Source organism: Arthrobacter sp. 01T428 (genome assembly GCF_056398685.1).
Map to the genome: position 1 here is coordinate 18,208 of NZ_JBFTPW010000033.1, position 26,590 is coordinate 44,797.

Here is a 26,590-nt window from a genome sequence, read left to right on the forward strand (position 1 = left end):
GCCCTGGTTCTAGTGGCCCGGTGCGACCGGAACGGCTTCGCCGGATGCTTCCAGTTCCGTGCGCCTGCGGGCGGCGGTTTCAGGATCCAGCCAGCAGATGTACTCGATGAAGTAGCCGTCAGGGTCGGCGACGTAGATCTGCTCGACGTCGTCGGCGCGGATGCGGGGGCCACCGACGGGCGTCACGCTGTGGCGGCGCAGGTTTTCCCGCACGTCATCGAGTGAGTCGACTTTCAGTGCGAAGTGAACGCTGTATCCGGTGCGGACTTCCTCGGCGGACCAGTCCGGGGACAGCGCCGCGGTCCGGCCGTGTTCGGTTTCGACCACGACATGGACTTCGGCGGTGCCGAGCCGGAAGTACGCTCCGGGGAACACGAAGTCGGCCGGGCGGGGAACTTCCTCCATGCCGATGACCTCGGTGTAGAACTTCCGGGTTTTTTCGAGGTCGCTGACGTAAAGGGCGACGTGGTGCAGTGAAACAGCTGTGCCGGTCGGGGATGTCATGCGGTGGATCTCCATCGATCGTTGGATGGTTGGACGTTGTGAACTTTGAAATAAGGTTTGCACCGTTGTTGACGGGCAGCGGGCGAGCTGTGCGCCTTCTCTTACGGGTTATCCCCGCCTGAGGGTGAAGCCGCGGTCAATGACCAGGAGGTTGCCGTGGACGTAACTGGAGGGTGTTTCCCATTCACTGCTCTCAACTTCCTGGTCGACATGGTGGGGGCGCGGATGCCGGGCCAGACACGGGAGGGCCTTCATCAGACTCATCTGCACAAAAGTCCGCGGTGATTAGCGCGTACGGACCGCCGGCCAGTTCAAACACCAGCAAGCGCTGCCCGCTTCCAGGGCCGTCCGCTCCGGCAGGTCGTGGAATGACGACAGGCGCACAGGAATTGACCACGGCTTGCATCAACTGCCGAACCCGCAGCCGTTTTCCCGGACTTCCCTGTCCCCTGTAATTCACAACTCCATGAGAGAACAAATTGTTTAGATTGTCAATGGGTTTCTAATGAGGAAGCTAATGGTTGACTTTTTCAATGATCTGCCCTCTCATGGAGGGTGGTTACAGAACCAATCCATGGAGAAAGCAAGGGAGCGGGCCATGAGCTTGAACGGGAAAGTAGCAATCGTCACCGGCAGCGGACAGGGCCTTGGCCTTGCCTATGCGCGGGAGCTCGCGCGCCAGGGAGCGTCGGTCGTAGTCAACGATGTGAACGCCGAAACCGCCGCAGCGGCTGTCAGTCAGATCCGGGAAGACGGCGGACAGGCCGTCGCCGTCGTGGCACCGGTGGGTACCACAGAGGCAGCGAAAGCCCTGGTGGCCGGCGCAGTGGAGGCGTTTGGACGGCTCGACATCCTGGTAACCAACGCGGGCATTCTGCGGGACAAGAGCCTGCTGAAGATGACAGACGAAGACTTCGACGTTGTCATCAACGTTCACCTCAAGGGCACGTTTACATGCGTCCGCGAGGCATTCTCGTACTTCAAAGAAAACAACATCCCCGGCAGGATCATCACCATCGGTTCGCCCACCGGGCAGCGTGGAACCTTTGGACAAACCAACTATGCCGCGGCCAAGGCAGGCATCGTAGGTATGGTCCGCACGTGGGCGCTGGAGATGAAAAAAGCCGGTGTCACCGTCAACACCGTCGTCCCTGTCGCCGCGACCGCGATGACAAAAACCGTTCCGTACTTCCAGAAAGCGGTAGAGGCCGAGGAGCGGGGCGAGGTTATGCCGGCATTCTTCCGCCACGACCTCGGATTTGGCACGGCCGACGACGTTGCCGGGATCATCGCCTACCTCGCCTCAGACGAATCCGCGTCCATCACTGGACAGGTCATCGGGGTCGGTGGGGACCGGCTGCAGGTCTGGACGCACCCTGAACCGGCGGTTACCGAATACCGCGAGGGCGGCTGGAGCTACGAGGCGCTACGGGAACGTGGAGCCGAGGCCATCGGCGCCCACCAGCAAAGCATCGGCGAAAAGTTCCTTCCCCTGCCGCTGGAGCTGCAGCCCACCGAGACCGCGGGAGCGCGCTGAGGTGTCCCGCTACGAACCCGGCATCGACGTTGAGGCCATCAGCGCGATCGACATGCATGTCCACCTAGAGGTGGACAGCTGCGGCCACGGCTCCCTCCCGGACGCCCTCACCGAGGCCTCCGCGAAGTATTTCAAGGCCGAAGACCGCACCCCGTCCCTGGACCGCATCGCCGAGGTGTACCGCGAACTGAACATGGCCGCCGTCGTCTTCACCGTGGACGCCCGCACCCAGCTCAAGCACGAACCCAACAGCATCCCCGAGCTGATCGCCGGCGCCGCCCGAAACAACGACGTCCTGATCCCCTTCGGCAGCGTGGACCCGCGCACCGGCGAGGACGCCATCGCCGGAGCCAAGCACCAGGCCATCGAGCTCGGCGCCCGGGGCTTCAAATTCCACCCGTCCCTGCAGGGCTTCGACCCCTCCAACGAACAGTTCTACCCGCTCTGGGAAACACTGCAGGAACTGCGCCTCCCCGCGATCTTCCACACCGGCCAGAACGGCATGGGCGCCGGCCTGCCCGGCGGCTACGGCATCAAGCTGGCCTACTCCAACCCGCTGCTCCTGGACGCCGTCGCCGCAGACTTCCCCGGGCTGCAGATCATCATGGCCCACCCCTCGGTGCCGTGGCAGGACGAGGCGAACTCGATCGCCACGCACAAGGCCAACGTCTTCATCGACCTCTCCGGCTGGTCGCCCAAGTACTTCCCCGAGTCCCTGGTCAAGGCCTCCAACTCGTACCTGCAGGACAAGGTCCTTTTCGGCACCGACTTCCCGCTGATCACCCCGCAGAAGTGGCTGGGCGCCTTCGCTGACCTGCACTTGAAGGACGAAGTCCGTCCGAAAATCCTCAAAGGCAACGCCGTCCAGCTGCTCGGACTCAACGGCTGACCAGCCTCAGCCGACGCCCTGTTAACCCACCAGAAAGGTGAACATCGTGGTTTGCCCACCAAGCCCAGACAACGCCCCTTCCCTCACAACACCAGCCCGCCGCCCGGCACAGACGCACCCCGTGGACCGGGCTGCGTTCGATGAGCTGTTCACCACCCTCTCTAACTGGGGCAAGTGGACGGATGCAGGCCGGGGCGCGTACAACAGGGTTCTGCCCGAACACGTCGCCGCGGCGTGCTCCCTGGTGGCCTCCGGCCGGACCGTTGCTACTGCGTTGCCCTGGAACACGGTGCCTGGCCCTGACAACCACAAGCCGGCACTGCACCACATGACCGACCTTGGGGACAAGGAAGCGCCCGAACCGTCGACAAACAAGGACTTCATCGCCGTGGATTACCACGGAAAGGCCGTCAGCCACCTGGACGCCTTGAGCCACATCGCCTACCGCGGTGAACTGTTCAACGGCAATGACGCCTCTCACGTCGTTAACACCAGCGGAGCGCACTTCGGTACGGTCGCCGATCTTGGCCCCTTCATCGGCCGCGGCGTGTTGCTGGACATGCCGGTCGTCAAGGACGTGGATTGGCTGGAACCGGGCGAACCGATCTACCGGGAAGACCTGTTACGTGCCGAAGAAATGCTGGGCGTGAAGATTTCCACCGCCGACGCCGTGCTGGTCCGCACCGGGCACATGAAGCGGCGCGAGGCGCTGGGAGCCTGGGATTCCTCGGATGCCAGCGCCGGCCTGCACACCGAAGCCATGCCCCTTCTCGCCGAGCGCGGCATCAGCCTGCTCGGGTCCGACGGTGACAGCGACGTCAGGCCTTCCCCCACGCCGGGAATCCACTCGCCGATCCACATCCTTGCTATCACCGCCATGGGCGTGCCGTTGCTGGACAACCTGCACCTCGAAGCGCTGTCGGAAGCCTGCCGTGAAGAAGGCCGATACGAATTCCTCTTCACCGTCAACCCGTTGAATATCCCCACAGGCACCGGGTCACCGGTCAACCCGGCCGCCATTTTCTAGGAGAAGCCACCATGCACAGACCAGTTGGAGTGTCCCGCGATTTCCTTGATGCCGATGGCAACAACGTGTGGGGGGACATCGGACTCGATGCCCTCGACGCCGCCGGGATCGAATGGGAATACCTGGAGGAGAACACCGCCGAACTGACGCCGGGACAAATCGAGGGCCGGCCCGGGGTCATCTTCGCAGCCCCTGCCGTCACCAAAAGCACCTTCGCAGGCGTCACCGAGCCGCCCTTGGTGCTGGCACGCTTCGGAGTCGGCTACGACGCCGTGGACCTTCCTGCCTGCACCGCCAACTCGGTCGCGGTCACCATCACCCCCGACGGTGCCCGCCGCCCCGTCGCCACCGCGGCGCTGACCATGATTCTGGCCAGCCTGCACAACCTCAGTGCCAAGGACCGGCTGCTGCGCCGCGGCGAATGGAACCGGCGCACTGAGTGGATGGGCCGCGGATTGACCGGAACCACCGTTGGGCTGATCGGCCTGGGAAACACCTCCACAGACCTCGTCGAACTCCTCAAACCTTTCGGGACCGAGATCCTTGCTTATGACCCCTACTGCCCGCCGGAAAGGGCCGAAGCCATAGGTGTGCAGCTGGCCGGACTCTCGGACGTCGCGGCGGCCTCGGACGTCGTCGTCGTCATGGCGGTCCTCACCGACGAAACCTTTCACCTGATCAACGGTGATTTCCTGGCACAGATGAAGCCGGTCGCGCGTCTGGTGAACGTCTCACGCGGCCCCATCGTCGACGAAGCAGCGCTCATCGAAGCACTCAAGAACAACACCATCGCCGGAGCAGCGCTGGACGTCTTCGAATCCGAACCGCTCAACATGGACAGCGCATTGATCGATATGGACAACGTGATCCTCACGCCACACTCAATTGCCTGGACCGATGAAATGTCCCTGGGTAACGGCGGCAGCGCCGTCCGCGCAATCATCGACGCCCTTGGCTCCAAGGCGCCGCAGTTCATCGTTAACCGCGATGTCCTCACCAAGCCCGAGTTCCAGTCACGGCTGGCGCGCCAGCAGACTAACGTCCGGTCATGACGGCCGATCAAACCGGCAGGGCAAGCCCAATTGGCCTCACTGGCCATGTCGGCGTCATCGGCGTGGGCATCATGGGCGGCCCCATGGCCCGGAATCTCCTGAAGGTAGGCGCGGCAGTGACTGTCCATCACCGGTCCGAGGAACGGGTCCGGGGTCTGTTGAATCAGGGAGCCACATGGGCCGGTTCGCCCCGCGAACTCGCGTCGGAGTGCGAGATCATCGTTCTCATGCTTGGCGACGCCCCGCAGATCCTTGAGGTCCTCAATGGACCCGACGGCATCGCTGCCGGTATCAGCACACCGGCCACGCTGGTCATCTGCTCCTCCATCTCTGCCGGGGACGCACGCCGGATTGCCGCCCGGGCTGAGGAACTGACCGGCGGCCTCCTGCGCACCATCGACGCGCCGGTCAGCGGCGGGGAGGAAGGTGCGATCGCCGGTAACCTGTCCATCATGGTCGGTGGGGATCCGGAGGACTACGCCCGGGCCGCACCCGTTCTGCAGGCCTGCGGCAGGCCCATACTGCTGGGTCCCCTGGGTGCAGGATCGGTAGCCAAAGCCTGCAATCAGCTGATAGTGGCCGCTACAGTGATGGCCATTGGGGAAGCCTCCGTCATTGCGCACCGTTCCGGCATCGACGTCGCCAAGCTCCTGGAGCTGCTCTCAGGAGGTTACGCAGGGAGCCGGATCCTGGAAACCCGGGCCCGGCGCTTCGCGGAGGAGGACTACACACCCTCAGGCATGGCCAAGTTCATGGTGAAGGATCTTGCCGCCGCCCAGGACGCAGCGTCCAGCGCTGCCGTGGACGCCGGACAGCTGCGCTACCTCCAGCAGGCCTTTACGCAGCTCGTCGAGGCCGGTCACGGCGATGAGGATATTTCCGTGACCCGCGCCTATGTCAGCGAGAAGTCCATTGCATGAGAGAATTAAGCATTAAGAATCCGAACGGAATGGACCCTGACGCCGTCGGGGCTTATGGAGGACGTAGATGAGCACCGGTCCCGATAATGCTCCAGCTGCCCGTGAAGCTACGAGACTGTTGAATTCTGATCTCGCCGCAAATGTTGAGTTTCTGGCAGCTCGTGCACGGGCCATGGGATCCGCCAAGGCAAACGCAGCGCTTGCGGAGTTCGGCCTGCGAGTGCGCACCTACTCTGTCCTGTCGCTGGCCTGCCAGGGACTGGAACCCACGCAACGGGAACTGGCGGACTTCCTCAGCCTTGACCCCAGCCAAATTGTTCCGCTCATTGACGAGCTGGAGAACCAAAAGCTCGTGCGGCGCCGGCCAGATCCTCGCGATCGCCGCTTGAAGGTCCTCGTCGCTACGGCCAAGGGAGAAAAGCTCAATGCCGCCGCCGCGTCCGCTGTGGCCAGTGCAACGGCGGAAGCCCTTGACAGCCTGACTGCAGAAGAAAGTGAGACGCTTCGCTCACTGCTTTGGAAGGTGGCTTTCACCAAGGAAGAGCGGGACTCTGCCCGCCAGATCCTGGAAGCCGTGTCCTAAATTTTCCTCGCCCGGTGCTGGCCTTAATAACATTAGTGCCGCCTGCTGACCGAGCAGCAGGCGGCACTAATGTTATTCGCTCTCTCCAGCGCACCATCAGGTGCTTTGTCCACTCAATCAATAAGTGCCAGCGGATTAACCGGGGAGCCTGTACCGCCTCTGATCCGTAGCGGCGCAAGGACGAACGTGAAGGTGTAGATGCGGCGCCGGGCCAGTTCCCGAAGGTCCAGCATCTCCATGATCTGTATGCCGTTTCGGACGATCAGTTCGGCATGGACGGCGAGGGGAACAACAGCGGGGGCGGCTTCAAAGGCCATGGTGTCCGAACCGACGACACTCGCCCTCAGCTTGCCAAGGAATTTTGCCGCTTCGATTTCGGGACCAGGGAAGGGTGGGCGGAGAAACCGTTCGGGCTGTGCGTACAGTTCGTCCCATCCCGTCCTCAGCAGCACAGCGTCGCCGTCCTGAAGCTCGACTCCCTGCGCGGAAGCGCATTCCTGCAAGTCGTCAGGAGCCAGACGCGTATCTGCTGCGAGGGCAGCCCCGTGCAGGGCCGGAAAGTCCAGTAGCACTCCCCGCGCGACGATGGGCTGCAGTTCCGGGCTTTTGGCCAGCACGCCAGCCTGATCGCTTTGGACTCCGGCTTCACGGATGTTGGTACCGTCCCAGAGCAGCCCTCCCTCAGCCACATGGGACAGGGAGTCCACATGGGTGCCCGTATGGTCGCCCATGCCGATAGCATCGGATGCGGATGTGAGTGTTCCCTCGGTGAGCGAGGCTTCCGGGTCGAACGGCGTGTGAGGGTGCGGGAGGCTGTGGCGGAAGGGAGCCGACACGGGGCCGTTTACAGTTTTATGGTCCAGGATATGGCTGAGTTGGATGATTTCCGTGGGCATATTTCCCCTCTCTGGGAAGGTTCGAGTCATTGAATCCGGTCGGGGCCGGGTTAGCTCCGCTGAAGGCCCTGATCGGCGGATCCAGTCGTGCAGTCGACGACTTTCCGTATCGAGTCGCGGTCACCCCTCGATCACAGAACCACGGACACCCGCGATCCTGCCCTCCTCTATGGAACGGCGCTCGGGGTCGTGTGGAAAGATGCAGCCCCTAGGTGTCGTTCATGCGGCTTTTCTCGGTTATCTGGCTGGGGCCGGCTTGCGCGACGGTGGCTGCCTGCTGAGGAGTGGTCGCCCAACCAAATCCGTTGTGAGTGTCATAGGCGGGCGGGCAAGGTGGCACCGGTTCCTGGACCGACTCCGGGGTGTATGGGTTGTGATAGGTGACAGGCCTGACGTTAGCGCTGTCACTGATCGGACCCGTATGGGTCATCGACAGGTCCTTGACCCAGCCCTCGGCAAATGAAGACTTGATCGTCCTGAACCACTGCAGGTGATGGATCTTCCATTCGCCTCCGATGTGGACGAAGTCTGCAGCATAGGCGCCGAATGACCATAGTGCTACGGGTTGGCCTCCGTCTGCGGGCCGTACTGCTTCAACGCCCGGTGACCGCCATACCCCGCGTGCGCTCTTTCCGTCCGACGCCACCTGGATCATGGGCGTGGCTAGATAATGAACCAGAAGGTTACCTACGGGTTCCATGGGAAACCTGCCGACAAAAAGTTCTCGCAGTCCCGCCTCACCTACAAAGACTCCCCGATCACCAATTTCTGCCGAAACGTCGGGGAGTTCAAGTGCAAAGAAGTTGATGGCCTGGTGGATTGTTGCAGGGGCGTGATTCACGGTGTAACGGCCCATGAGGTTCTGGATGTTGTTGATGGCCTGGACGCGAAACAGTTCGAGTTCCAACTTGTCCAGTCGTTCCTCGGCATTCATAGAGCATCCTTTCGGTTTGTGAGTGATTATGACTCAGACACGCAAAACCAGCTGAGTGACGCCAGCCGTGGCATATCCACGGCCGACAAATCACTCCGGCCGCTGCAACACTTGGTGCAGCGGCCCGAGTGCCCCCAGCCGAGGCTCCTGTTGGGAGCCTGCAGCTGTGCTGATCTCCGGGTGCGGATCAACGACAGTCTCCTCACGCCTTGAACCGAGGGGTGGTCAGTCGGTGAAAGGTTTCTCTGGCAGTTGCATCAATGCCGCCTTCCGAAGCAACTGTCAGCCCCGCTTCATCAGGTTCCAGAGGTTCCAGCGTCTCAAGCTGGGAGTCCAGCAGTGAAGCCGGCATAAAGTGCCCCGGGCGCTGCGTAAGGCGCTCCCGTAGCATCGTGCCATCAGCTTCCAACAGGATGAACAGCGTTGCCGGTTCTTGTCGACGAATTTCGTCCCGATACGCCCTCCGCAACGCCGAGCAAGCTACCACAATGCCCTCCGGTGAGCCTGATGCCAGCGTCCTGCCCACGACCCTCAGCCACGGCCACCGGTCCTCGTCGGTCAGAGGAATGCCACCAGCCGTCTTTTGCACGTTTGCTGACGGATGAAGGCTGTCTGCATCCACGAACCTAGCCTTAAGCAGGTCAGCCAGCACAGATCCCACACTGGATTTTCCAACTCCAGACACGCCCATCACGACGATGGGCTTTGACATGGGGCCATGTTCGGGCGATGCATCGGTACTCATGGAAAGGATTTCCTTTGGCCAGATACTAGCTTTAGGTGAATTACTCAGGTGGCTGGTGCGGCAGACGGCGCGCCAAAAGGGCAGACTCACCTGCGCAAAATGAACGGGCCCAGCTTTCGACGGCGTCGCTCCCGTCTGCCATCTAGGTGACTGAAACCGGCACCGGGGGCCATTGGACCGGCTCGGCTGGTAAAGCCCTTGACCGTGCCACGTTGCCGTACCAATAGGCACTCGGCTTAGGTTTCCGTTCAAAAGTGGCCCTGTCTACGGCGACTAGACCGAACTTGGGCTCAAATCCCCCCGACCACTCGAAGTTATCGAGCAGAGTCCAGTACATGTAGCCACGGATGTCGAACCCTTCCGCAAGGCATTCGTGAACGGTGCGCAGGGCATGGTCGATAAAAGCGACGCGCTTTTCGTCTTCCATGGTCGCGATTCCGTTTTCTGTTAGCAGGATTGGTTTGCCGCCGCTGAGTTTTGCAGTTCGCCGGATGGTGCCGGCCAGAGCTTGCGGGTAGAACTCCCAGCCCACCATGGTGGTCATCGGCGTCTCAACGAGGCCGTTCTTCTGGTCCGACTTCAGACCGGGGCCACGCTCTCCTTCCGGCCCGAACCTGAGGCGCGTGTAGGTCTGAAGCCCGACGAATTCATCATCTGCCGATGCTTCGAGGAACTTTTCGCTGACTCGTGCGTTGTCCTCCCACGGCGTATGCCCAGGGACGGCTCCATCTTCGTACTGCATGTCTTGGAAGGCTAACGTGACGCCAACGGGCGCGTCAGTGTGCCGCCGGATCGCGGCTGCACCTCGCTTATGTGCGTCCAAGACATTGTTTACCACTCGCCACATGGAGTCGTGGTCGCCTTTAATTCCTGGCGGGTGAATACCAACTACCCATCCGGCATCACCGGCTCCTTCCGGCTCGTTTATGGTGCAGGCCCAGCCGATGAGATCCCCCAAGGCCCGGGCCGCGCGGTCACAATAGCGCTCAAATAGTTCCGCGAACCTGGGGGAGAGGAATCCGCCCTGCTGATCAAGCCAGCGGGGAAGGGTGAAGTGATGGAATGTCACGACCGGAGTCAGCCCTCGGGCCCTGCAGGCTTCGAGCATTCGGCGGTAATGTGCAAGTTCAGCGTTGGAAAAGCGGCCCTCCGACGGTTCGATCCGAGCCCACTCAATGCTGAAGCGGTAAGCATTCAAACCAAAATCCGCCACCAGGCTTACGTCTTCGGGGTAACGGTGGTAGGAATCGCAGGCGTCACCGGAAGGTTCAAAAACGGGTGTTCCCTCCGCCAGTTCAAAGTCCCACCAGTCCGAGTTCACGTTGTTGCCCTCCGTCTGGTGCGCGGAGGTGGAGGCGCCAAAGAGGAAATTGTCGGGGAAAAGCAGGTCTCCCATGGAGGTCCTTTCGTACAGTAATGCTCTAGCGGATGTCTTGAACGGATTTACGGTTTTCCACGTGGAGGCTGTTCTCGGGAGGGCACTGTGGGGCCCCGCGTCCCGAACACCCACTCGGAAAGTAGTTGAATCGCTTCTTGGCCACCTGGTGTGGCGGGCTTGTTCAGTGCTGCATGCTCCACCCCTGTGAGCTTGTCCAGGCGGACGCTCACGCCGCTATTCTTTAGAGCGTCAGCGAATGCCTCTCCCGAGGTTCGAAGGATGTCCAGTTCGCACGTCAGGACCCAGGTCGGGGGAAGCTTCGAAAGGTTGCCATTTGCAGGGAAGGCGTAGGGGTCATTCAAGACTTCAGCAGTGCCGGCATAGTAACGGTGGAGCTCGTCACTGTCCGCCGGGAGTAGATAGGGATCCAGTATCTGCTCCATAACAAGCTCGAGTTCGGCGTTGTCCCAAGCTGGGAGCTCGGGGTGCATAAACGGGTATGCACAGGCCAGCGCTGCAGGTGGTGTTCCAGCCCCGTCAGTCAGTCGTTTTGCTACGCCTGCAGCAAGGTTTGCCCCGGCGCTTGCGCCTCCGATTTGAAGGTTTTCGGGTGAAAGCCCAAACTGGCCGACTTGATGGCAGGCCCAATTCCATCCTGTCAGAACATCATCAGACGCTGCTGGAAAACGTTGTCCCCTGATCATCTTCCGGTAGTCAAGCGAAAAAACGACGGCGCCCCTGGATGCGAGTTCCAGAGAAACCCAGTGCGCTTCGGGCATGTCCAGGTCACCGAACAGGTAACCGCCCCCGTGCACCCAAACGATGGCAGCCTCCGCGCTGCGGGTTGGTTCATTGTAGATGCGGCAAGGAACGCTGGCTGCAGTGCCTGATATCGAAACCTCACGAACTTTCACCCCCCTGAGCCGAGGAAACTCCCGGGGCCAGTCGACGGGATCTGAAACCTGCCCGTCCGGCATTGGTGGAGCAAGTTGTTGAGCTTCCAGATTGGAGACGACCTCGTGAACCGGTGTGCTGACCGGCCCCGCAGGCCGTCTGGAACTCTCAGGCATCTGCGCCCTTTCTCTTGTTTACGAAGACGCTGTTCGTTTTGGAGTCCGGATTGGCCGGTACCACTGAAGTGTTGTCGCGCCCTCGCCATGAGGCCGCTCATGGCTTTATAGGTTTTGCCTGAGGGGTCGTTTCCAGGGGCTGGCCCGCCTGCTCGGCATAAGAGTCTGTTGCTTGCCTCATGCGCTCCATTGCTCATGTTGCTGAATGGACGGCTGACGTGGTGTGACTCGCCAACCTCTAAATAACTAGATCATAATTTAAACGATTGAATTTGTAAACAAATAAGCCGCTGCGAAGGCGCTGCTGCCATCGAGATGCCGTCGGAAGGGAGCAGTGCGGAATGCGCTTCGGGCGGACCCTCACCTCGCGCTTTGGATTCAGTGGCCCATGTCAGTCAACCCAGATCCGCCGGACATACATGTCTGGGAGCTTCTCGACGATTCGCCTCAACGCAGCGCCATCCTGCTTCAGCCAAAGCAAGGCGCCCTCAGGGGCGATGCACTCAACCACCCCCTCGTCAAGCAGCATTCCACGTAGGTAAATCTCAACATGAAGACCCTCCAAAAGGGTCCAGTCGTCAACCGGTAGCCAGCCGACGGCCGGCATGCTGGGGTAGATGATGTGGCGTTCGCGCAACGTTGCACTCCTTCGAAGCTCTTGATCCTTCCGCGGCGATCCTGGCGCCAGTGGTGGCGATACCCGATACCACTCAAAAGAAAGCAGTGGGAGAACTGTTGACTTTTATAACAGTTAATAATCTCATTGAACAGCGGAAACTGATGGAGACCTGCCGGGTATCACAACAGGGCTGCCGCCATCCTGTTCAGGAATGCCGAACTTCGAAGGAGAAGAAACCCATGCCCCTCGACCCACTCTTAGAGCCCCTCGTCGCGGCCGCTCCCCAGCTGCCGGAGGAAATTGAGGACTTTGATGCGTACAGAGCCCAGGAAGAACTGACCAGTACCGGGGTGCTTTTGGATATTCTGGAACCCGCTCCCGAAGGCGCCAGTCGCCGGGAGGTGCAGATCCCCGTTAAAGGTGGCTCCATCACCTTGCACATCTTCACTCCCGCCACTTCGGGCCCCCACCCGGTTCATCTCTACCTGCACGGCGGCGGCTGGATTGGGGGTTCGATTCATTCCAAGTACACCAATGTCGTATGCGCCGAACGTGCTGTCCTCGCCGATTGTGTTGTGGTGACTGCAGGGTACCGAAAAGCGCCGGAATACAAGTTTCCAACGGCAATTGAGGACAGCTACGCCGCGCTGCTGTGGATTGCCGACCATACACATGAGCTCGGGATCCGACCCGATTTCATCACCATTGGCGGTGGGTCCGCGGGTGCCAACCTCGCTGCGGGCGTCGCCCTGAAGTCCCGGGACGAGGCTGGTCCCCGCATCGCACTTCAAATTCTCGAGGTGCCCGCTCTTGACCTCACTCTTAGTGCACCGTCGCACGAACGCGCCGGCACTGGTTACGGCATCACATCGAAATACCTCAAGACGTGTGTGCGCTACTACTTGAGCAAACCGGAAGACGTCCACCACCCCTACGCGTCCCCGCTGCTCGCATCGAACCTCTCCGGGCTCCCACCGGCTTATATTATGCCCGCAGAGTACGACCCGCTTTGCGATGACGGAGAAGCATATGCCCGCCGACTCATGGAGGCAGGTGTGCCCGCGATCAATTCCCTGCAACGTGGTCAATTCCACGGCTCGCCGGCGTTGACGAAGCTGCTACCCGCGGCCCGGGCGTGGCGCCAAGAAGTAATCGAACTCCTTCGCAAGACGCACGCAACAGAAACGGGACAAAGCCTATGGCCTGCAGGTTCTTGACCGCGCTTCGGTTCACATCCGCAATGGCCAGCATCGATACGACACTCCACACTATTGACAAAGAAAACAGTTTAGATTTTCATTGATCTACCACATGCTGGCCAAGTTGGCCCTACCGCTTGAGGGAAAGCTGACTTGATCACTGAACAATGGAGTTCCTAATGACGGCCCACCATGCAGCAGCCGACCGTTTTCCCCTTGCAGACGTCGCCATCGCTGCCGCGCGTTGTCGGTCGGTACTAACTCCAGCAACTCTGAGGACGCTCGACGTGGCTGCGCCTTGCCCAGGGCGCGAAGCGTGGTCTCTATCAAAGCTATCTACTCTTATCCGCTTACCTTTGCGCTCCTTGGCCGGTCAGGATGAACCAGTACAACACGGCCACGGAGACCAACGGTGACGAGGAGGGCACATCCTGCTGTCGGACAACTTTAGTCATTCTCAACCCTTTAACTTGAAGGAAAAACCATGAAAATCATCGCGGCGAATTCTGGGCGGCTCCGTCCCAGGCCTATGAAGCGCGTACTCGCTACAGTTTCCACTGTTGCGGTTTCCAGCCTCCTTATGACTGCATGCGCCGGGGGGAGCGGTAGCGGCAGCCCATCCTCTGGGGGAGGAGTCGCGGTTTACTCTTTGACCGCCCTGCCCGGCAGCCTTCAGCCGGAAAATCTTCAGGCGGGCCTCGGAATCAAACCCATCATCACAACCCTTGGTTCCCTGCTTTTTGAGTTCGACAACAATAGTTGCGAAACCGCCCCCGATCCCACCAAGCTCCGCGGTGTACTCGCCGACTCCTGGAAGGTCAGCGAAGACCGGAAGAGTTTGGCGGTCACTTTGAAGGACACCAAGAGCGCTGCCGGCAACCCGCTCACCTCTGAGGACATCAAATGGAGCTTGCAGCGGAACCTTGCTGTTAGTCCCATCGTGAAGTTTCTGTCGTCTGGCGCCATGCACCTTGCCGCTGACAATCCGATCACTGTAGTGGATAAGAAGAACTTCACTCTGAATTTCTCAACGCCCTCGACCCTGGATACCGTCATGTGGACTGTTCCGAGCTTTCTCGTGTACGACTCCGTTGAGGTCAAGAAGCACGTAACCGCCGAAGATCCCTGGGCTGCAAAATGGCTGGAAACAAACATGGCCACCTTTGGTCCCTACGCCGAGGACACCTTCGAAAAGGGCAATCAGATAACCCTTAAGAAGAACCCGGGATGGACCGGGGCTTCTGGTGGCGTGGATCGCGTTATCTTCAAGCAGGTTGCCGGCGCGGCCGAACAGGGGAACCTCCTCAATAGCGGAAGCGTCAATTACGCCTCGGGCCTGAGCTGGTCCCAGTACAAAGACCTGCAAAAGAACTCCAAGATTAAAGTCTGGAACTGCGCATCCTTGAGTAGGGAGGTCATGGCACTACAGCACGCAGACCCGAAGTTTGCCGATGTGCGTGTCCGGCAGGCAATCAGCATGGGCCTGAACAGGCAGGCGCTCATCGACGGAGCCCGCGCAGGTTTTGGTACCCCTGCCACGACTGGATTCCTGCCTGGACTGCTCCCCAAGAGCAATGACCTCAAGACGTGGACCGAGGACAAAGAGGCCGCGCGGAAGCTGCTGGCAGACGCCGGTCAGTCCAACCTGAGCTTCACCTTGGGCTATGTGGGTGGCAACGAACTACCCATCCTTATCCAGAGTCAGCTCAAGGAGATCGGGGTGACTGTGAATCTCCAAGCTTATGCAAGTGGCAATGACTTCAGCCAAGCCCAGCGCGGAGGAAAATATGAGGCCCTCGTCTACAACAATCAGGGAGTTGTGCCTGAACTGGTGTTCGAAGCGGGACTGATCCAGCCAGGAGCGCCGGCGATGACTTTCGGCTACAAAAGCGATGAATTCGTCAAAACCATCAACGCCCTCAGCGCCGCCGCCCCGGGTTCGGACGAATACAACAAGCTGGCCGTTGAGTTGAACAACATCACGATCAATGACGTGCCCACGGTGGCACTGATCAACGTGCCGAACGTCTTTGCGATGAGCTCGAGCATCAAGGGCGCTGAAAAGGGCTTCGGAACAATTACGACGGCGCCCAACCCGGCCTACTTCGACGCAATGAAGTAAAGACCGGACCAAGGCGGGGCAGAGGCAAGGAAAACAAGGCAATGGCCACACCCATAGTTATAGAAGAAGCGGCAACACCCGCCGCACGAAGCCGGCGGCACAGCCGCTTCACGGACTACGTAGGAGTAGCCGCAGGAATGGCGCCCATAGTGCTGCTGTTGCTCGCAAGCCTTTTCCTGCCTCTGCCCTATTCGCCGACGCAACCGGACCCTGCGGCGGTGACTCTCCCTCCGGGTCCGCAGCATTGGTTCGGGACGGACGGCAGCGGCTTCGACGTGCTCTCACGCACCATCGCCTCGGCGCATGTAGACCTTCCAGTCGCCTTCGGCGGGGCTCTGCTCTCCTTGATAATCGGAGTCCCCTTGGGACTGCTTGCATCCTCGGACCGCTGGTTCGCGCATCTCATCATGCGCGCCACGGACGTCCTGCAGTCGCTTCCGCTGCTTATCGTAACGGTCGCCGTAGTCAGCCTCGCCGGTAACTCCATTGGCAACGTCATCTTCGGCATCGTCCTGGTGGGAGCACCCGGCTTCATCCGCCTGGTTCGAAGTGGAGCAATCGTCGTGCGCAGCAGCCGATATGTTGATGCCGCGATCGCCATGGGCTGCTCGCCCCTGCGAGTTCTCCGTGTGCATGTGTTCCCCAACATTTTTAGCATCGCCCTTGTTCAGTTCACCCTTGCCACCAGCACCGCGATCATCGTGATTGCTGGCCTTAACTTCCTCGGAATTGGCACGGCAGCACCAACCCCCAGTTGGGGAGTCATGATCCGCTCAGGCGCTGACGTTATCGGGCAGGGTTACTGGTGGGTGGCGACCTTCCCGTCGCTGGCAGTGGTCCTTGTGGTGGTTTCGTTGAACTTCGTCAGCCGTTCCCTCGACGATTTGGTGGCCGGACGATGAACCCTGTTCTTTCCGTCAAGGATCTCGGCATCGAATACCTCGCGAAAGAGGGCGCGAAGCCAATCGTCAGTGACATCTCCTTCGACGTCGAAGCTGGCGATATGGTGAGCCTGGTGGGCGAAAGTGGCTCCGGCAAGAGCGCGCTCGTGCATGTAATTGCCGCTTTGCCGCGTTCAGTCCAATCCCGTGTCAAGGGTTCGGTGGACCTGCTGGGCTACGACATGATTAATACGCCGGCAAAGCAGTTGCGGGAAATGCGCGGGACTCGCCTTGGTTTTGTCGGCCAGAATCCGTTCGGGCTGCTCCACCCGATACTGCCGCTGGAGCGGCAGTTCCACCACGTGCTTAGCGCCCACAAGAAGACCAAATCCAAGGCCGACAGCGCGAAGCTGGCGGAAGCGACCCTGGAGTCAGTGGGCATACGTGACCCGCGATCGGTACTCAAGGGCTATGCCAACCAACTCAGCGGTGGCATGGCACAACGTGTCGTGATCGGCATGGCAACGATCATGGAACCTGAAATCCTGATTGCGGACGAGCCGACGACCGCGCTGGACCCCACCGTTCAAGTCCAGATACTTGATCTCATCGCTTCACTGAACAGGGAGCGGGGGATGACGGTCTTGATTGTCACCCACGACCTCGGGGTGGTGGCCAATTATTGCGACAAAGCCCTGGTCTTGATGCGAGGCGAACTTGTCGAAGAGGGCAGCGTTTCGGCCCTGTTCACTGACCCCAAGCACCCATATACGCGAGAGCTCTTTCTCTCAACGACAGAACGAGTAGAGTCATGACCCAAACAACACCGGTCATTGAATTACGCAATCTCACTAAATCATTCAAGAGGCACGGCATCAGCTTCCGTGCTGTGGATGACATTTCCCTGAGCATCAACGCGGGCGAGACGCTGGCATTGATCGGGGAGAGCGGTTCTGGAAAATCAACCACTGGACGCCTCATCCTTGGGCTGGATAAACCCGACTCGGGGGATGTTCTCTTTCACGGCGAGTCGCTGCAGACAAAGTCGGCCAAGGAGGTTCGTCGCCTTCGCTCCCATCTTACTGTTGTGTTCCAGGAACCCTTCGAGTCCCTCAACCCCCGCCTCCGGATCGGAACGATCGTGGAAGAACCGTTAGTTGTTCAGGGTGTGAGTTCGCCCGAAGAACGCCGGGAAAGGGCTGCCGGCGCGTTGGAAAGGGTTGGTCTAACCGCATCAATGATGGACCGCTTTCCCCGAGAACTCAGTGGTGGACAGCAGCAGCGCATAGGAATCGCCCGGGCCATCATCGGCAGACCGCAGATGATTGTGCTGGACGAACCGACGGCCTCATTGGACAGAACAATTCGGCGTCAGATCGGCGACGTACTGGATGAGCTGAAACGGGATCTCAACCTCGCTTACCTGCTCATCACCCACGATATTGGCACCGTGCGTCAGGTCAGTAACAGATCAGCCGTAATGCTGCAAGGAAAAATCGTGGAAATCGGCCCAACCGCGGAAATTACCAAAGATCCCCAGCACCCCTACACCCAGCGTCTGATCGGCGCCGAGTTGCCCGTTTCCATTGCCAAGCCGCGACGGACGCGAATCGAGACCAAGGAGGCCGCCCTGTGAACAGGTTGCGCTTCGCCGCCTGGCGGCTGTTTTTCATGCTGGTCTCGCTATGGGCGATCGCCAGTCTTACGTTCCTGCTGGTAGCAATACTCCCATCGAACCCGGCGGTCGCGATCGCCGGTCCGTACGCTACCCCTGAGCAGGTGGCCCAGGTCGAGAACGACCTCGGTCTGCACGCCCCCCTCGCCCAGCGGTATTTCGAGTTCCTGGGCCGGACTGTCCGCGGTGACCTTGGAACGTCCGTCTACGACGGTACTTCCATCAACCACGAGATTGCCCAACTAATCCCGTCCACCTTTGAACTCATCATTGCCAGCCTGATCATCGCAGTACCACTAGGAATTGGCCTCGGGGCAATCGGCGCCTACTTCCACCGAAGATTTGCTGATCGCGCTTCTTCCCTCGTAGTCGGCGTCCTTCAGTCCATCCCGGATTTCGTGCTCGCTGTCGTACTTATCTATGTCTTCTCCGCTGTCCTTGGGATTGCCCCTGGCCCCGAGGGGCAGTTGAGCATTATTTCGGTCCCACCGCCCCGGGTGACGGGCATGATCGCCGTCGACGCCGTCCTCACCGGCAATCCCGCGCTGATCTCAGACGCCTTGGCGCACTTGGCCCTTCCGGCCCTGACTCTGGGACTTGTAATAGCTGCGGTTTTCGCAAGAATCAGCCGCGCGTCACTGCGCGAAGCACTGGAGTCGGACCAAACTAAATTCGCCCGCGCAAGCGGCTTGCCGGAATGGCGCGTGGTCCAGTACGCCTTCCTAACATCGCGTACTCCTGTGCTGACCTACGGGGCAATAATCTTTGGCGCACTTTTTGGCGGCACTGCCATCGTTGAAACTATTTTCAACTGGAACGGGCTGTCCCAATGGTCCGTCACGTCAATGCTCCGGACAGATTACCCGGCCATCCAAGGCTTCGTGCTGGTTGCCGGCGCCATCACACTTGTGGTCTTTGCCCTTCTCGATGTTTTGGCCGGCTTCCTGGACCCCCGGGTCCGCGCCCAATAGCCCAGAAGACGACGTGGGACCTTGTTGACCAACGGCGCAGGCGGCTGATCAGAAGAACGCGCCTGTCTGGGCAGATTGCGAGCGGCTCGCGTTGCCACCGGAATTGGCGAAAACTACGGTTCTGGTAGCGTTTTGGTCTGCGTCGCCGAGGCCGAGCGGCGAACGGTCCAATGCACCCCATGGGCGGGTCTCGTGACCGATCTGTACCGGAGATTCGCCAACTCGCTGGCAGGATTCGCCAGATCGTTTGGCAATTCGCCAAAAAGCCTGGCAATCCACAGCCACAAAATGAGTACGAATAACATTCGCAGGCGCTCCCCGCCTGTTTTCCAAGGCCGATAAATAAAGATTTCGTCAACCAGGGGGAGTGGACCTCGGACCAGAGTTGTTCAAACCAACTGCCAGCTGGTGGGCGATGCTCGGGATCCTCAGCGTTTCTTGTAAATGTCCCTGCGGTTTCCGACGGACACGACGAGGACGGTTAGAACGGTTTCGTGGATTTCGTAGATGATCCGGTAATCACCGGTCCGTACGCGCCATTCACGATCGCCTCCGACAAGTTTCTTCGCCCCCGGCGGCCGAGGATTCTCGGACAGCAGTTCGATGGCCGCACTGACCCGCTGCCGGGCCTGGGGATCGAGCTTGCGCAACTGCCGCAGTGCCGCCTGGTCAACCCGGACCGCGTAACTCACAGCAGGCCCAGATCCGCCTTGACCTCATCCCAAGGTATTGGCTCTGCGCCGGCCGCGCGTTCTTCGCGTGCGGCCTGGACCGCGCGGAGATCCTCCAGATCTTCGGCCGCCTGCAACAGCCGGTCCAAGTCTTCGGCGTCGATTACCGCCGCAAGCCGCCTGCCATGCTTGGTCAGCCACACAGGATCGTGCTGCATTCTTGCTGCATCGACGGCCTCGGCAAGGTGCGTGCGCGCGGAAGTCAGGGTCATCTCGCTCATTGACCCAATGTATACAAAAATGAGCAAACTGTATAGACCGTCCATTTTGTACGTTTTGCCGATAATGGACCTTATGTCAAGTAGAATCGTGATTATTGCATCTGATTCCCAGATTGAGGTTGAGGCCGGGCGGCACGCCGTCCCCGCCCCTAGCCGGCGGAAATATTCAACACCGGCAGATATGTTGCATGGATCACATTTCGTCTATGGTTGTCCGGGGCGCCACAGCGTCGTGGCACCCAACTGAGAGCGGAGAAATTTTCGTGACGACAGACAAGCTTCGAGTGCCGGTCCGCGTGGACCTCGACTGCGCAAAGGCCCAGGTTGCCACCCAGGGCCGCGTGACGTCCAAAAGCGTCCACGGCCTCTATGACGTGATGAAGCGTGCCAACTCGCTCACCGCCGGCATGACGCTGGAGCTCGATATGACCCGGGCCTGGATCGAGCCCGACGCACTGGAAGAACTCCGGACTTGCTCGCGGTCCCACCATCTGCCTGCCCACGTCGATCCGCTCCAGTCCGAATACGGTTGAGCATCCTAGCCCCCGATTACGCTGCGCTCCTGGGACCATTAGCTACACAGGCGGCCTGACCCCAACGGCAATCCCCTCCCGTATTTTCCGGGGATTCCGTCAACGCCGATTGTAGCGACGTCCCCATTCAGCGTTGCTTGAGAGTATGGACTCCATGGATAAGTTTGCAGCCAGGAACATAGATGGATCGGACGCTGTCCTGGGGGTTCGTGTGGAGCTCGTCGGCAGCGTTCCTATGATTTGGCGTCAGTTTGAGGTCCGGGGCTCCATGGCTCTGAACAGGTACACAAGGTCCTGCAGGCAGTCTTTGGCTGGGAGGACGCGCACCTGCACAGGTTCACAACAAATGATCCCTTCGCCCCGCTGGGCCGGTAGACGGCGAGATTCCGGAAGTCCTGCAGTGGCTACCAAGGCAGGAATGCGAAGAACCAGGAGACAGGCCTGAAGAGGAGTGCTCCCTGGACCAGCTGCTCGACCTGGATTCAGGCGCAGCCTTCTACGAATACGACTTCGGCGACAGCTGGCTGCACCGGATCGAACTGATGTCCCGCCGGCCGGCAAACGACGACACTCCACCAGCTCTGCTGATTGACGGCGGCCGGCGCGGCCCGCTGGAAGACTCCGGAGGATTTCCCGGCTATGAGGAGATCATGAACACCCTCGCCGACCCGTCCCATCCCGGCCACGCCGAACATTCCGCCTGGGTGGCCGACATGACCGGCTCCGATCAGCCTTTCGACCCTGCATTCCTGGACATCGCGGCGGTGAATCTGGCGCTGGTCGAGGAGTTCTAACCCCCGGATTTTGGGGTGAAAAAGGCCTGGTCCTTAACGCCAGACACAGCGCCTTCCACACGCGCTCCCCCAACCGTTTCCCGCCGCATGAATGGACGTTACATAAAGTAAGTAAACTGATAGTTGCGCAATCAACTAATTTTTAGTATCTCATCCCCTCGGGCACCAGCGTCTCGTAGCCAGCAAAGGAAGCTGCTGGATCGCATGTACGGTTTCATGCACGCCGTCCCCCCACACCGACCTCCTGGCGCCGAATATCAATTAGCGCGGGCATGAAGGATGGGCTCCCGCCGGGTCCAGGCCTGGAGATCTCCAGAACCAGTTTCCCCGCGAGGATTGATGGTGCGATCAGTTTGGTCCAACCTGTGGGCCGAGCATCAGTTGTTACCGTCACGTTCCGACAAACAGCGTTAGGCATACGGCACGAAATGTATGATCTTCGGACGTAGCTAGATCACGGAGGCATTTATGCGAGTAGGGCTAAGTTTCGGCGCGTGGACCTTCGGCACTGCTTTTTTTCTTTTGGTTCTTGTGGGAAATCAAATCGATGGCGATTCTGGAACGCGGATAGTCACGGTTATCACCGTAGGCCTACTTTCCGGAACTTTTACTTTGCTCCGAGTGCTAGGTGGTGAGCGTTTCAGGCAGTTTCATTCGATCGGATTGAATCGCGATCGCACGAAAGTCCTCGCAAGTACACATAGCGAGTGGCCGAAGGAAAGCCAAACAGTTGATGAATTTCGAACATATATAACAACTAGCGAGAAGCTACATCGGGAGCGTTGGCGGGATGAACTACTTCACGAGTTCACCGGGGAGGTGGCAGCTAACCAGTCAAACTACATCACTCGAATACACAGGCACGTCGTATTTGAGCAGGGCTTTCAGAAAGTTTCCGTAAACATCGGCTACGCAATTCCAAGCGCTTATGCAACAATTCTTCCAGTTCTCCTTGTCAGAAAAGGTGAGATGCTCGATTCACTTGAAGTTAAGGTGAATGGCAACAACACGAGCGCGATAGGTTATCGAGAAGCTGCAGGAATTACTTCTTTGATTTTAAGGAAACTGTTTCTGGAGTGTTTTCATAAGGATTCACAATCCGAACGGGTATTTGAGACAATCTCGTACGCAACCGATCCGAACACCTCATCAGAGAAAAGCAACATTCATAGCATTAGTGGACGACTGATCGCCTTGAGAAACTGCCAGGTAGCAAGATATACCCAGCCGAAAGAAGGTGATATCAACCAGCTTATAAATCTAATTTCGCAGCTGACCTCCGGATATTTTCTCTTCGTTCCACTTAAGGGTGAATCAGACTCAACGAGTGGCGCGCACCCGAGGACTGCACGTCCAACGGTCACCTGCTCATACCTCACTCGAGTCCCTATGACCTCCAAGGAGAGGGGGTGGCTTTACTCGATCCGATCCACCATTCGGGGCGTTCTCGTCATGACGAAGAGGTGGCACGAAATTGAACTCCCAGAAGTTGAATGGACTCGGAGTTTTCACTTAACTCTTGACGCCCCGGAGGAGATGTATGTTCATTTCGCAAGAGTCGTTACGGTGGGCAAAAAACCAGAACACCTGCTTAACGCTTGTGAAACCGATACGCGACCGCGAATTAATATTAGTGACACGCTGGGACTCCAGCACGTGCACGCATATTTGAGGGACTGTCACAGGCCATTCGTATCGACGAACGGGACCCTATTTCCTTGGAAGTCACTTAGACTATTTGTTGAATTCCGCGATCGGCCACCTGGAATTGTTCTTTCGATACTCTTAGCCTCGACCACCATGACCGTCCTCCTTGGAGCAGTTTGTATAAACATTGACAGCCTAGGCCCGGCTTCATTGAGCAGCGGAGCTTCCGCCGTACTCCTAACACCGATTCTGGGGATCCCTGTTGTTTTGGCTGGATGGATAATGACAAGAATAGATGCAGGCAATCTTCGGCGAATGTCTTTTCCGTCTCTTTTTTCCGTTGCGGGCTTTCTAAGCATCTGCGCTTGCTTTATTTTGGTTGGGGCGGTCCCGCTGCTTCGATACAGTGAGACGCGGCAAGATATTATTGGATTTGACATTCATCTCCTTATACCAGGACCGGGGGCTGTGTGGGTGATTCTTCTAGCGGCTTCCATTGCTCATTTACTTCACTGCTTCTTCATCTGGTCTGCTCGCACTTTGAGGTATAGCGACCGACTGCACCAAAACGGCAATAACAAGACAATGCTTCTCTGACTTGGCAGTTGGCCGATTTCTCCGATACCAGACTTAGCCGCAGTCAATGAAGCCCTAGGCGAGACCGCAAACCTACAGGGTCCGCAGTCGCGACGGCCAAGTGCAGGCCCTGGTCAGCCATATCCGCCGGATTTTCGGCGAGTACTACGCCGCCCCCAAGGAGCATCGTGGGCACCGCAAAAGCTACTTCGTTACGGTGATTTCCCCTTACACCTGACGTTCCTATAGCTGCCAAGCCTAAGGTGCTATTTCGAAGTTACTACCTCTGCAACTGAGCATGACGGACCCGGGAAACCGGGGCCAGCATCCGTTCCGCTGGCCATAAGCGGTGGACAACCCTGACGGGTTATCCACCGCTACCGCTGCAGGTACCCCATTTCCGACGCCAGTCGAGCAAAACCCGGGTTGACCCATCTTGGGACAGCCTAAGTCACCTGATCTTGGGCCGCCTCTTGAATTGGCTCGCCTCCGTCTTTGGACCATGGGCAACTGAAAGCGACAGGCCGGGCCCCGCGACTGCGTGGAGCGTCGCCAGTCGCGCTCCCCGTCCTCGAAGATGCCCCTGCGGCCCATATGTTGCCGAATTCCGTATTGCAAGTGCTCGCGCGCAAAGATAAGTAGCGCACTCTTATCGGCTCCGATCACCGTTCATAGGCTTCGGACAGCCCATCGGCGACAAGCGATGGGACTGATCGCCGTCCGTTGCTGCACCGTCCACAGTGATCACCTGCCGGCATCACGCGACGGAAGGCTCCCAGGATGAAAACGCTAGCCGCAATGGCAGCCTGAGGACCCGATCCCCGGCCAAATGAGCCTGCTGGATGAACTGGAGGAACCAAACTCATGGACCGTTACCTCAAAGCCGCCGAACACGCGCTCCGTACCGGGCAACCGAACCTCGCCGTCCTCTATATGCGCCGCGGCCTTTCCGAAAACCCCGAAGGGCTGACGTGGCTGATCTGGCACGACTTCCGTCGCGCCGTCGGCTACGCAGCCAATGCACTCCACGAAGCCGCATGGTGATGAAAAGCGTCGGCGACACCGATGGCAACGCATCGTGGAGCTGCTGGCCCAGGATTTGAAAATGAAGGTCCCCACAAAGGTCTGCCCGGGATCCAGGGATTGAGCACACCTGCACCGCAAAGCGTTGATTCTTCACTCGTCCAGAACGCGCACAGCAAGCCGGCAATCTGGGGAAGCGTCAGCGTTGGTTTGGTCGCCGCGCTTCTGGGACCGGGTGCGGCGCCCTACGTGCGTAGGGTGCAAGGCACCCCGCGCACGGTCGCACCTTGTCCTCCGGGAGGAGGTGCGGCAATGACTTCGAAAGCTCCGCGGGAGAAGCAAGGATCTCGTTGTGCAGGGCGCGTCGTTCCTGGCGCAGCTGCTGCCGCTTGACGTTGAACCATTCCGGATCGTCGGGAGTCACGCTCTACAGCGTAGTCACGGCACGTCGGGAGCGTCTTCGGCCGCGTCCAGGATGATGTCGTAGGCGTCGCCGTCGATCAGGCCCTTGTCGAAGGCCTCCCCCACTTCTTCGAATGTTCCGGGAGGGTTGGGGGGAAGGATCGCTTTCCATTCCATGGCCAGTTGTTCCGTGTTGTCGGGGGCTTTTACATAGGGCCATGCGGAGAGCTGGCGGATCATCTCGTTGCGGTCGATGTCGCCAGCGGCGTAGCGCTCGGCGATTTCGTAGGGGCTGGCTCCGCTGAACCCTTCGGGGATCGCCTTGACGCCCCTGGATTCAGCTTTCGTCAGCGCCTGGCTGATGGCGGACTGGGTGATGTGCAGGGCGCGGCCGATGTCGCGCTGCGGCAGTCCCTGCTGCACGGCTTCCCGCAAGGCCCTCAAATAGTCCAGGCGGCCCAGGTCCTCTCGGGCCAAAGCGCGGCGAGCCAGATCAATTGGGTGGTCGGGGCTGGTGATCGTCATATCCGAACCTCCTATATTAGTAAGCTTATCAGCTGGCGAGGAGCCCCGCTTAGGCCTACCTCGCCTCCCGCCGCGACCCCCCATGGCCGTGGGCAAGCGGCCACAGTAAGGTCATACCCGCCACGCGTTACTGTGCCGGTGACGGGCTTCTTCTCCTTTGGAACGCCGCCCGGTGCGGGCGCCTCCCTGGGGCAGCGGTTCCCAGGGTTTTGCCAATGTTGTATTTGCGCTGGAGCCGGCGGACTTCCTTGAGCGTTGCTGTTTCGATCAGTTCAGAGATGGATGCGTATCCCTCGAGGTGGCCGGCGCCCGCGAAAGCCGCCCGGACCTGAGGCCATGGTCTACTTCGATGCCAGGCTCTCGAAAGACAATCCGACCGTGGAGATCAGGGCGGCCGACATCTGCCCGTACCCCAGGGATGCCGCCGTCCTCGCCGCGGTGATCCGGGCCCTGGTTGAAACCTCCCCCGGGAATGGCGGCTCGGGACCGTTCCCCCTGCCGTGGACACCGGCACGCTCCGGCTTTCGAACTGGCAGGCGAGCCGTTTCGGGGTCAACGGAGCGCTGGTCGGACCCCTGGACGGACGGCCCTGCCCCGCAGCCAGGGCCGTGGATGAACTGACCAGCCATGTCCGCCACGCCCTGGAGCAGTCCGGAGACCTCATGCTGGCCAGTGCCGGTCTGGCCGCCATGGTGTCGCGAGGAACAGGCGAGCGGGTACAGCGCCACGCCTTCGGACGGCGGATCACCGCCGATGTTGTCGCGGCCATGCCGAGGCGGATCAACAGGACAGGCGCGGGCCTTGCCCTTGTCCGCAGAGGCGTTCCTTCCCTGGCACGTGGCGCAGTAAACCGCTTAGACGCGGGATTCCGCGGCCTTCCGTCTGCGCAAGCGACGTGGCCGTCTCTACCGGGCCGGACGTCGGCACACGAGGTCTCCGTCGCCGGTTCACGGTGAAGCGCCCTCCGCGTCAAGGCGCACACCCGCTGCTGCCGGTCATACCGGCGGCGGCATGACCGGCCGGATCCGCACCAAGTCACCGCCGGCCAAGGCGCGAACATCCCAGCCCGGACGACGTCGGTCAGCGCCCCGGCGTATTCTTGCCCCCACGACCGGTCGGTGCTGCGGGAAGACCAA

The 26,590-nt window shown here is 59.9% G+C and carries 29 protein-coding genes and 1 pseudogene; 19 read left to right on the forward strand and 11 right to left on the reverse strand.

The features are described 5' to 3' along the window. Nucleotides 1–9: 9 nt before the first annotated feature. Entirely contained in the window at nt 10–504 is a 495-nt protein-coding gene (locus AC1DJB_RS22825) for a VOC family protein (RefSeq protein WP_476910890.1), read from the reverse strand. A 598-nt stretch (nt 505–1,102) separates the two neighbouring features. Between AC1DJB_RS22825 and AC1DJB_RS22830 the strand changes: the two genes are divergently transcribed. The 6 genes from AC1DJB_RS22830 to AC1DJB_RS22855 all read left to right on the forward strand — a co-directional run bounded on the left by AC1DJB_RS22830 (nt 1,103) and on the right by AC1DJB_RS22855 (nt 6,512). After that, nucleotides 1,103–2,041 carry an SDR family NAD(P)-dependent oxidoreductase gene (locus AC1DJB_RS22830; protein WP_476910891.1) on the forward strand — a complete coding sequence of 313 codons (939 nt, stop codon included), beginning with the start codon at nt 1,103–1,105 and terminating at the stop codon, nt 2,039–2,041. 52 nt (nt 2,042–2,093) lie between these two features. Then, the gene (locus AC1DJB_RS22835) at nt 2,094–2,930 is read left to right on the forward strand and encodes an amidohydrolase family protein (RefSeq protein WP_476910915.1); all 837 of its coding nucleotides are present in this window, start codon (nt 2,094–2,096) and stop codon (nt 2,928–2,930) included. Between the two features lie 121 nt (nt 2,931–3,051). Then, nucleotides 3,052–3,957: a cyclase family protein gene (locus AC1DJB_RS22840; RefSeq protein ID WP_476910892.1), complete on the forward strand. Its 906-nt coding sequence runs from the start codon at nt 3,052–3,054 to the stop codon at nt 3,955–3,957. An 11-nt stretch (nt 3,958–3,968) separates the two neighbouring features. Then, nucleotides 3,969–5,009: an NAD(P)-dependent oxidoreductase gene (locus tag AC1DJB_RS22845; protein ID WP_476910893.1), complete on the forward strand. Its 1,041-nt coding sequence runs from the start codon at nt 3,969–3,971 to the stop codon at nt 5,007–5,009. After that, nucleotides 5,006–5,929: an NAD(P)-dependent oxidoreductase gene (locus AC1DJB_RS22850; RefSeq protein ID WP_476910894.1), complete on the forward strand. Its 924-nt coding sequence runs from the start codon at nt 5,006–5,008 to the stop codon at nt 5,927–5,929. The genes AC1DJB_RS22845 and AC1DJB_RS22850 overlap by 4 nt, the downstream gene beginning before the upstream one ends. A 67-nt stretch (nt 5,930–5,996) precedes the next feature. Then, nucleotides 5,997–6,512: a MarR family winged helix-turn-helix transcriptional regulator gene (locus AC1DJB_RS22855; protein ID WP_476910895.1), complete on the forward strand. Its 516-nt coding sequence runs from the start codon at nt 5,997–5,999 to the stop codon at nt 6,510–6,512. A 113-nt stretch (nt 6,513–6,625) separates the two neighbouring features. Here AC1DJB_RS22855 and AC1DJB_RS22860 read toward each other — a convergent pair whose 3' ends face one another. The 6 genes from AC1DJB_RS22860 to AC1DJB_RS22885 all read right to left on the reverse strand — a co-directional run bounded on the left by AC1DJB_RS22860 (nt 6,626) and on the right by AC1DJB_RS22885 (nt 12,172). Then, complete coding sequence (locus AC1DJB_RS22860) at nt 6,626–7,408, reverse strand: cyclase family protein (RefSeq protein WP_476910896.1); 783 nt, start codon at nt 7,406–7,408, stop codon at nt 6,626–6,628. Between the two features lie 208 nt (nt 7,409–7,616). Next, complete coding sequence (locus AC1DJB_RS22865) at nt 7,617–8,342, reverse strand: nuclear transport factor 2 family protein (RefSeq protein WP_476910897.1); 726 nt, start codon at nt 8,340–8,342, stop codon at nt 7,617–7,619. A 202-nt stretch (nt 8,343–8,544) separates the two neighbouring features. Beyond that, nucleotides 8,545–9,087 carry a gluconokinase gene (locus tag AC1DJB_RS22870; protein WP_476910898.1) on the reverse strand — a complete coding sequence of 181 codons (543 nt, stop codon included), beginning with the start codon at nt 9,085–9,087 and terminating at the stop codon, nt 8,545–8,547. Between the two features lie 142 nt (nt 9,088–9,229). After that, complete coding sequence (locus tag AC1DJB_RS22875) at nt 9,230–10,483, reverse strand: glycoside hydrolase family 1 protein (RefSeq protein WP_476910899.1); 1,254 nt, start codon at nt 10,481–10,483, stop codon at nt 9,230–9,232. 47 nt (nt 10,484–10,530) lie between these two features. Further along, nucleotides 10,531–11,535, reverse strand: a complete 1,005-nt coding sequence (locus AC1DJB_RS22880) for an alpha/beta hydrolase (protein WP_476910900.1) — start codon at nt 11,533–11,535, stop codon at nt 10,531–10,533. Between the two features lie 391 nt (nt 11,536–11,926). After that, nucleotides 11,927–12,172, reverse strand: coding sequence for a hypothetical protein (locus AC1DJB_RS22885; protein WP_476910901.1), 246 nt, complete (start codon nt 12,170–12,172; stop codon nt 11,927–11,929). Nucleotides 12,173–12,174: 2 nt separating this feature from the next. Between AC1DJB_RS22885 and AC1DJB_RS22890 the strand changes: the two genes are divergently transcribed. From AC1DJB_RS22890 to AC1DJB_RS22915, 6 genes are all read left to right on the forward strand, one after another. Then, nucleotides 12,175–13,371, forward strand: a complete 1,197-nt coding sequence (locus tag AC1DJB_RS22890; RefSeq protein ID WP_476910902.1) for an alpha/beta hydrolase — start codon at nt 12,175–12,177, stop codon at nt 13,369–13,371. A 631-nt stretch (nt 13,372–14,002) separates the two neighbouring features. Next, nucleotides 14,003–15,475 carry an ABC transporter substrate-binding protein gene (locus tag AC1DJB_RS22895; RefSeq protein ID WP_476910903.1) on the forward strand — a complete coding sequence of 491 codons (1,473 nt, stop codon included), beginning with the start codon at nt 14,003–14,005 and terminating at the stop codon, nt 15,473–15,475. A gap of 41 nt (nt 15,476–15,516) precedes the next feature. Then, nucleotides 15,517–16,377, forward strand: a complete 861-nt coding sequence (locus tag AC1DJB_RS22900; protein WP_476910904.1) for an ABC transporter permease — start codon at nt 15,517–15,519, stop codon at nt 16,375–16,377. Then, nucleotides 16,374–17,171, forward strand: a complete 798-nt coding sequence (locus AC1DJB_RS22905; protein WP_476910905.1) for an ABC transporter ATP-binding protein — start codon at nt 16,374–16,376, stop codon at nt 17,169–17,171. Before AC1DJB_RS22900 ends, AC1DJB_RS22905 begins: the two co-directional genes overlap by 4 nt. Then, on the forward strand, nt 17,168–17,992 hold the full coding sequence (locus AC1DJB_RS22910) for an ATP-binding cassette domain-containing protein (RefSeq protein WP_476910906.1): 825 nt from the start codon (nt 17,168–17,170) through the stop codon (nt 17,990–17,992). The genes AC1DJB_RS22905 and AC1DJB_RS22910 overlap by 4 nt, the downstream gene beginning before the upstream one ends. Continuing rightward, entirely contained in the window at nt 17,989–19,002 is a 1,014-nt protein-coding gene (locus AC1DJB_RS22915) for an ABC transporter permease (RefSeq protein ID WP_476910907.1), read from the forward strand. The genes AC1DJB_RS22910 and AC1DJB_RS22915 overlap by 4 nt, the downstream gene beginning before the upstream one ends. Before the next feature lie 428 nt (nt 19,003–19,430). Here the strand turns inward: AC1DJB_RS22915 and AC1DJB_RS22920 are convergent, their stop codons facing one another. Further along, entirely contained in the window at nt 19,431–19,694 is a 264-nt protein-coding gene (locus tag AC1DJB_RS22920; protein WP_476910908.1) for a type II toxin-antitoxin system RelE family toxin, read from the reverse strand. Further along, nucleotides 19,691–19,954, reverse strand: a complete 264-nt coding sequence (locus tag AC1DJB_RS22925) for a type II toxin-antitoxin system Phd/YefM family antitoxin (protein WP_241710893.1) — start codon at nt 19,952–19,954, stop codon at nt 19,691–19,693. The genes AC1DJB_RS22920 and AC1DJB_RS22925 overlap by 4 nt, the downstream gene beginning before the upstream one ends. Nucleotides 19,955–20,217: 263 nt before the next feature. Here AC1DJB_RS22925 and AC1DJB_RS22930 point away from each other — a divergent pair, with 263 nt between their 5' ends. The 5 genes from AC1DJB_RS22930 to AC1DJB_RS22950 all read left to right on the forward strand — a co-directional run bounded on the left by AC1DJB_RS22930 (nt 20,218) and on the right by AC1DJB_RS22950 (nt 24,548). Then, nucleotides 20,218–20,487: a hypothetical protein gene (locus tag AC1DJB_RS22930; RefSeq protein ID WP_476910909.1), complete on the forward strand. Its 270-nt coding sequence runs from the start codon at nt 20,218–20,220 to the stop codon at nt 20,485–20,487. Between the two features lie 294 nt (nt 20,488–20,781). After that, nucleotides 20,782–20,862, forward strand: a complete 81-nt coding sequence (locus AC1DJB_RS22935) for a hypothetical protein (RefSeq protein WP_476910916.1) — start codon at nt 20,782–20,784, stop codon at nt 20,860–20,862. 101 nt (nt 20,863–20,963) lie between these two features. Next, nucleotides 20,964–21,281 carry an IS1096 element passenger TnpR family protein gene (locus AC1DJB_RS22940; RefSeq protein ID WP_476910917.1) on the forward strand — a complete coding sequence of 106 codons (318 nt, stop codon included), beginning with the start codon at nt 20,964–20,966 and terminating at the stop codon, nt 21,279–21,281. An 819-nt stretch (nt 21,282–22,100) separates the two neighbouring features. Beyond that, the gene (locus AC1DJB_RS22945; RefSeq protein ID WP_476910910.1) at nt 22,101–23,525 is read left to right on the forward strand and encodes a hypothetical protein; all 1,425 of its coding nucleotides are present in this window, start codon (nt 22,101–22,103) and stop codon (nt 23,523–23,525) included. 843 nt (nt 23,526–24,368) lie between these two features. Continuing rightward, nucleotides 24,369–24,548: a hypothetical protein gene (locus tag AC1DJB_RS22950; protein WP_476910911.1), complete on the forward strand. Its 180-nt coding sequence runs from the start codon at nt 24,369–24,371 to the stop codon at nt 24,546–24,548. Nucleotides 24,549–24,965: 417 nt separating this feature from the next. Here AC1DJB_RS22950 and AC1DJB_RS22955 read toward each other — a convergent pair whose 3' ends face one another. Further along, the gene (locus AC1DJB_RS22955) at nt 24,966–25,454 is read right to left on the reverse strand and encodes a hypothetical protein (RefSeq protein ID WP_476910912.1); all 489 of its coding nucleotides are present in this window, start codon (nt 25,452–25,454) and stop codon (nt 24,966–24,968) included. 127 nt (nt 25,455–25,581) lie between these two features. After that, entirely contained in the window at nt 25,582–25,734 is a 153-nt protein-coding gene (locus AC1DJB_RS22960; RefSeq protein ID WP_476910918.1) for a hypothetical protein, read from the reverse strand. A 56-nt stretch (nt 25,735–25,790) separates the two neighbouring features. Between AC1DJB_RS22960 and AC1DJB_RS22965 the strand changes: the two are divergent. After that, a pseudogene (locus AC1DJB_RS22965) lies at nt 25,791–25,862 on the forward strand (hypothetical protein); the annotation flags it as partial. A gap of 92 nt (nt 25,863–25,954) precedes the next feature. After that, on the forward strand, nt 25,955–26,410 hold the full coding sequence (locus AC1DJB_RS22970) for a hypothetical protein (RefSeq protein ID WP_476910919.1): 456 nt from the start codon (nt 25,955–25,957) through the stop codon (nt 26,408–26,410). Nucleotides 26,411–26,590 lie beyond the last annotated feature (180 nt).

Bases quoted from the DNA above. Each gene is read 5' to 3' on its own strand.
- AC1DJB_RS22845 (WP_476910893.1), top strand. From the start codon at position 3,969: ATGCACAGACCAGTTGGAGTGTCCCGCGATTTCCTTGATGCCGATGGC.
- AC1DJB_RS22910 (WP_476910906.1), top strand. From the start codon at position 17,168: ATGACCCAAACAACACCGGTCATTGAATTACGCAATCTCACTAAATCA.
- AC1DJB_RS22950 (WP_476910911.1), top strand. From the start codon at position 24,369: ATGGACCGTTACCTCAAAGCCGCCGAACACGCGCTCCGTACCGGGCAA.
- AC1DJB_RS22865 (WP_476910897.1), bottom strand. From the start codon at position 8,342: ATGAATGCCGAGGAACGACTGGACAAGTTGGAACTCGAACTGTTTCGC.
- AC1DJB_RS22880 (WP_476910900.1), bottom strand. From the start codon at position 11,535: ATGCCTGAGAGTTCCAGACGGCCTGCGGGGCCGGTCAGCACACCGGTT.
- AC1DJB_RS22855 (WP_476910895.1), top strand. From the start codon at position 5,997: ATGAGCACCGGTCCCGATAATGCTCCAGCTGCCCGTGAAGCTACGAGA.
- AC1DJB_RS22900 (WP_476910904.1), top strand. From the start codon at position 15,517: ATGGCCACACCCATAGTTATAGAAGAAGCGGCAACACCCGCCGCACGA.
- AC1DJB_RS22905 (WP_476910905.1), top strand. From the start codon at position 16,374: ATGAACCCTGTTCTTTCCGTCAAGGATCTCGGCATCGAATACCTCGCG.
- AC1DJB_RS22860 (WP_476910896.1), bottom strand. From the start codon at position 7,408: ATGCCCACGGAAATCATCCAACTCAGCCATATCCTGGACCATAAAACT.
- AC1DJB_RS22825 (WP_476910890.1), bottom strand. From the start codon at position 504: ATGACATCCCCGACCGGCACAGCTGTTTCACTGCACCACGTCGCCCTT.
- AC1DJB_RS22875 (WP_476910899.1), bottom strand. From the start codon at position 10,483: ATGGGAGACCTGCTTTTCCCCGACAATTTCCTCTTTGGCGCCTCCACC.
- AC1DJB_RS22955 (WP_476910912.1), bottom strand. From the start codon at position 25,454: ATGACGATCACCAGCCCCGACCACCCAATTGATCTGGCTCGCCGCGCT.
- AC1DJB_RS22925 (WP_241710893.1), bottom strand. From the start codon at position 19,954: ATGAGCGAGATGACCCTGACTTCCGCGCGCACGCACCTTGCCGAGGCC.
- AC1DJB_RS22830 (WP_476910891.1), top strand. From the start codon at position 1,103: ATGAGCTTGAACGGGAAAGTAGCAATCGTCACCGGCAGCGGACAGGGC.
- AC1DJB_RS22850 (WP_476910894.1), top strand. From the start codon at position 5,006: ATGACGGCCGATCAAACCGGCAGGGCAAGCCCAATTGGCCTCACTGGC.
- AC1DJB_RS22870 (WP_476910898.1), bottom strand. From the start codon at position 9,087: ATGAGTACCGATGCATCGCCCGAACATGGCCCCATGTCAAAGCCCATC.
- AC1DJB_RS22835 (WP_476910915.1), top strand. From the start codon at position 2,094: ATGCATGTCCACCTAGAGGTGGACAGCTGCGGCCACGGCTCCCTCCCG.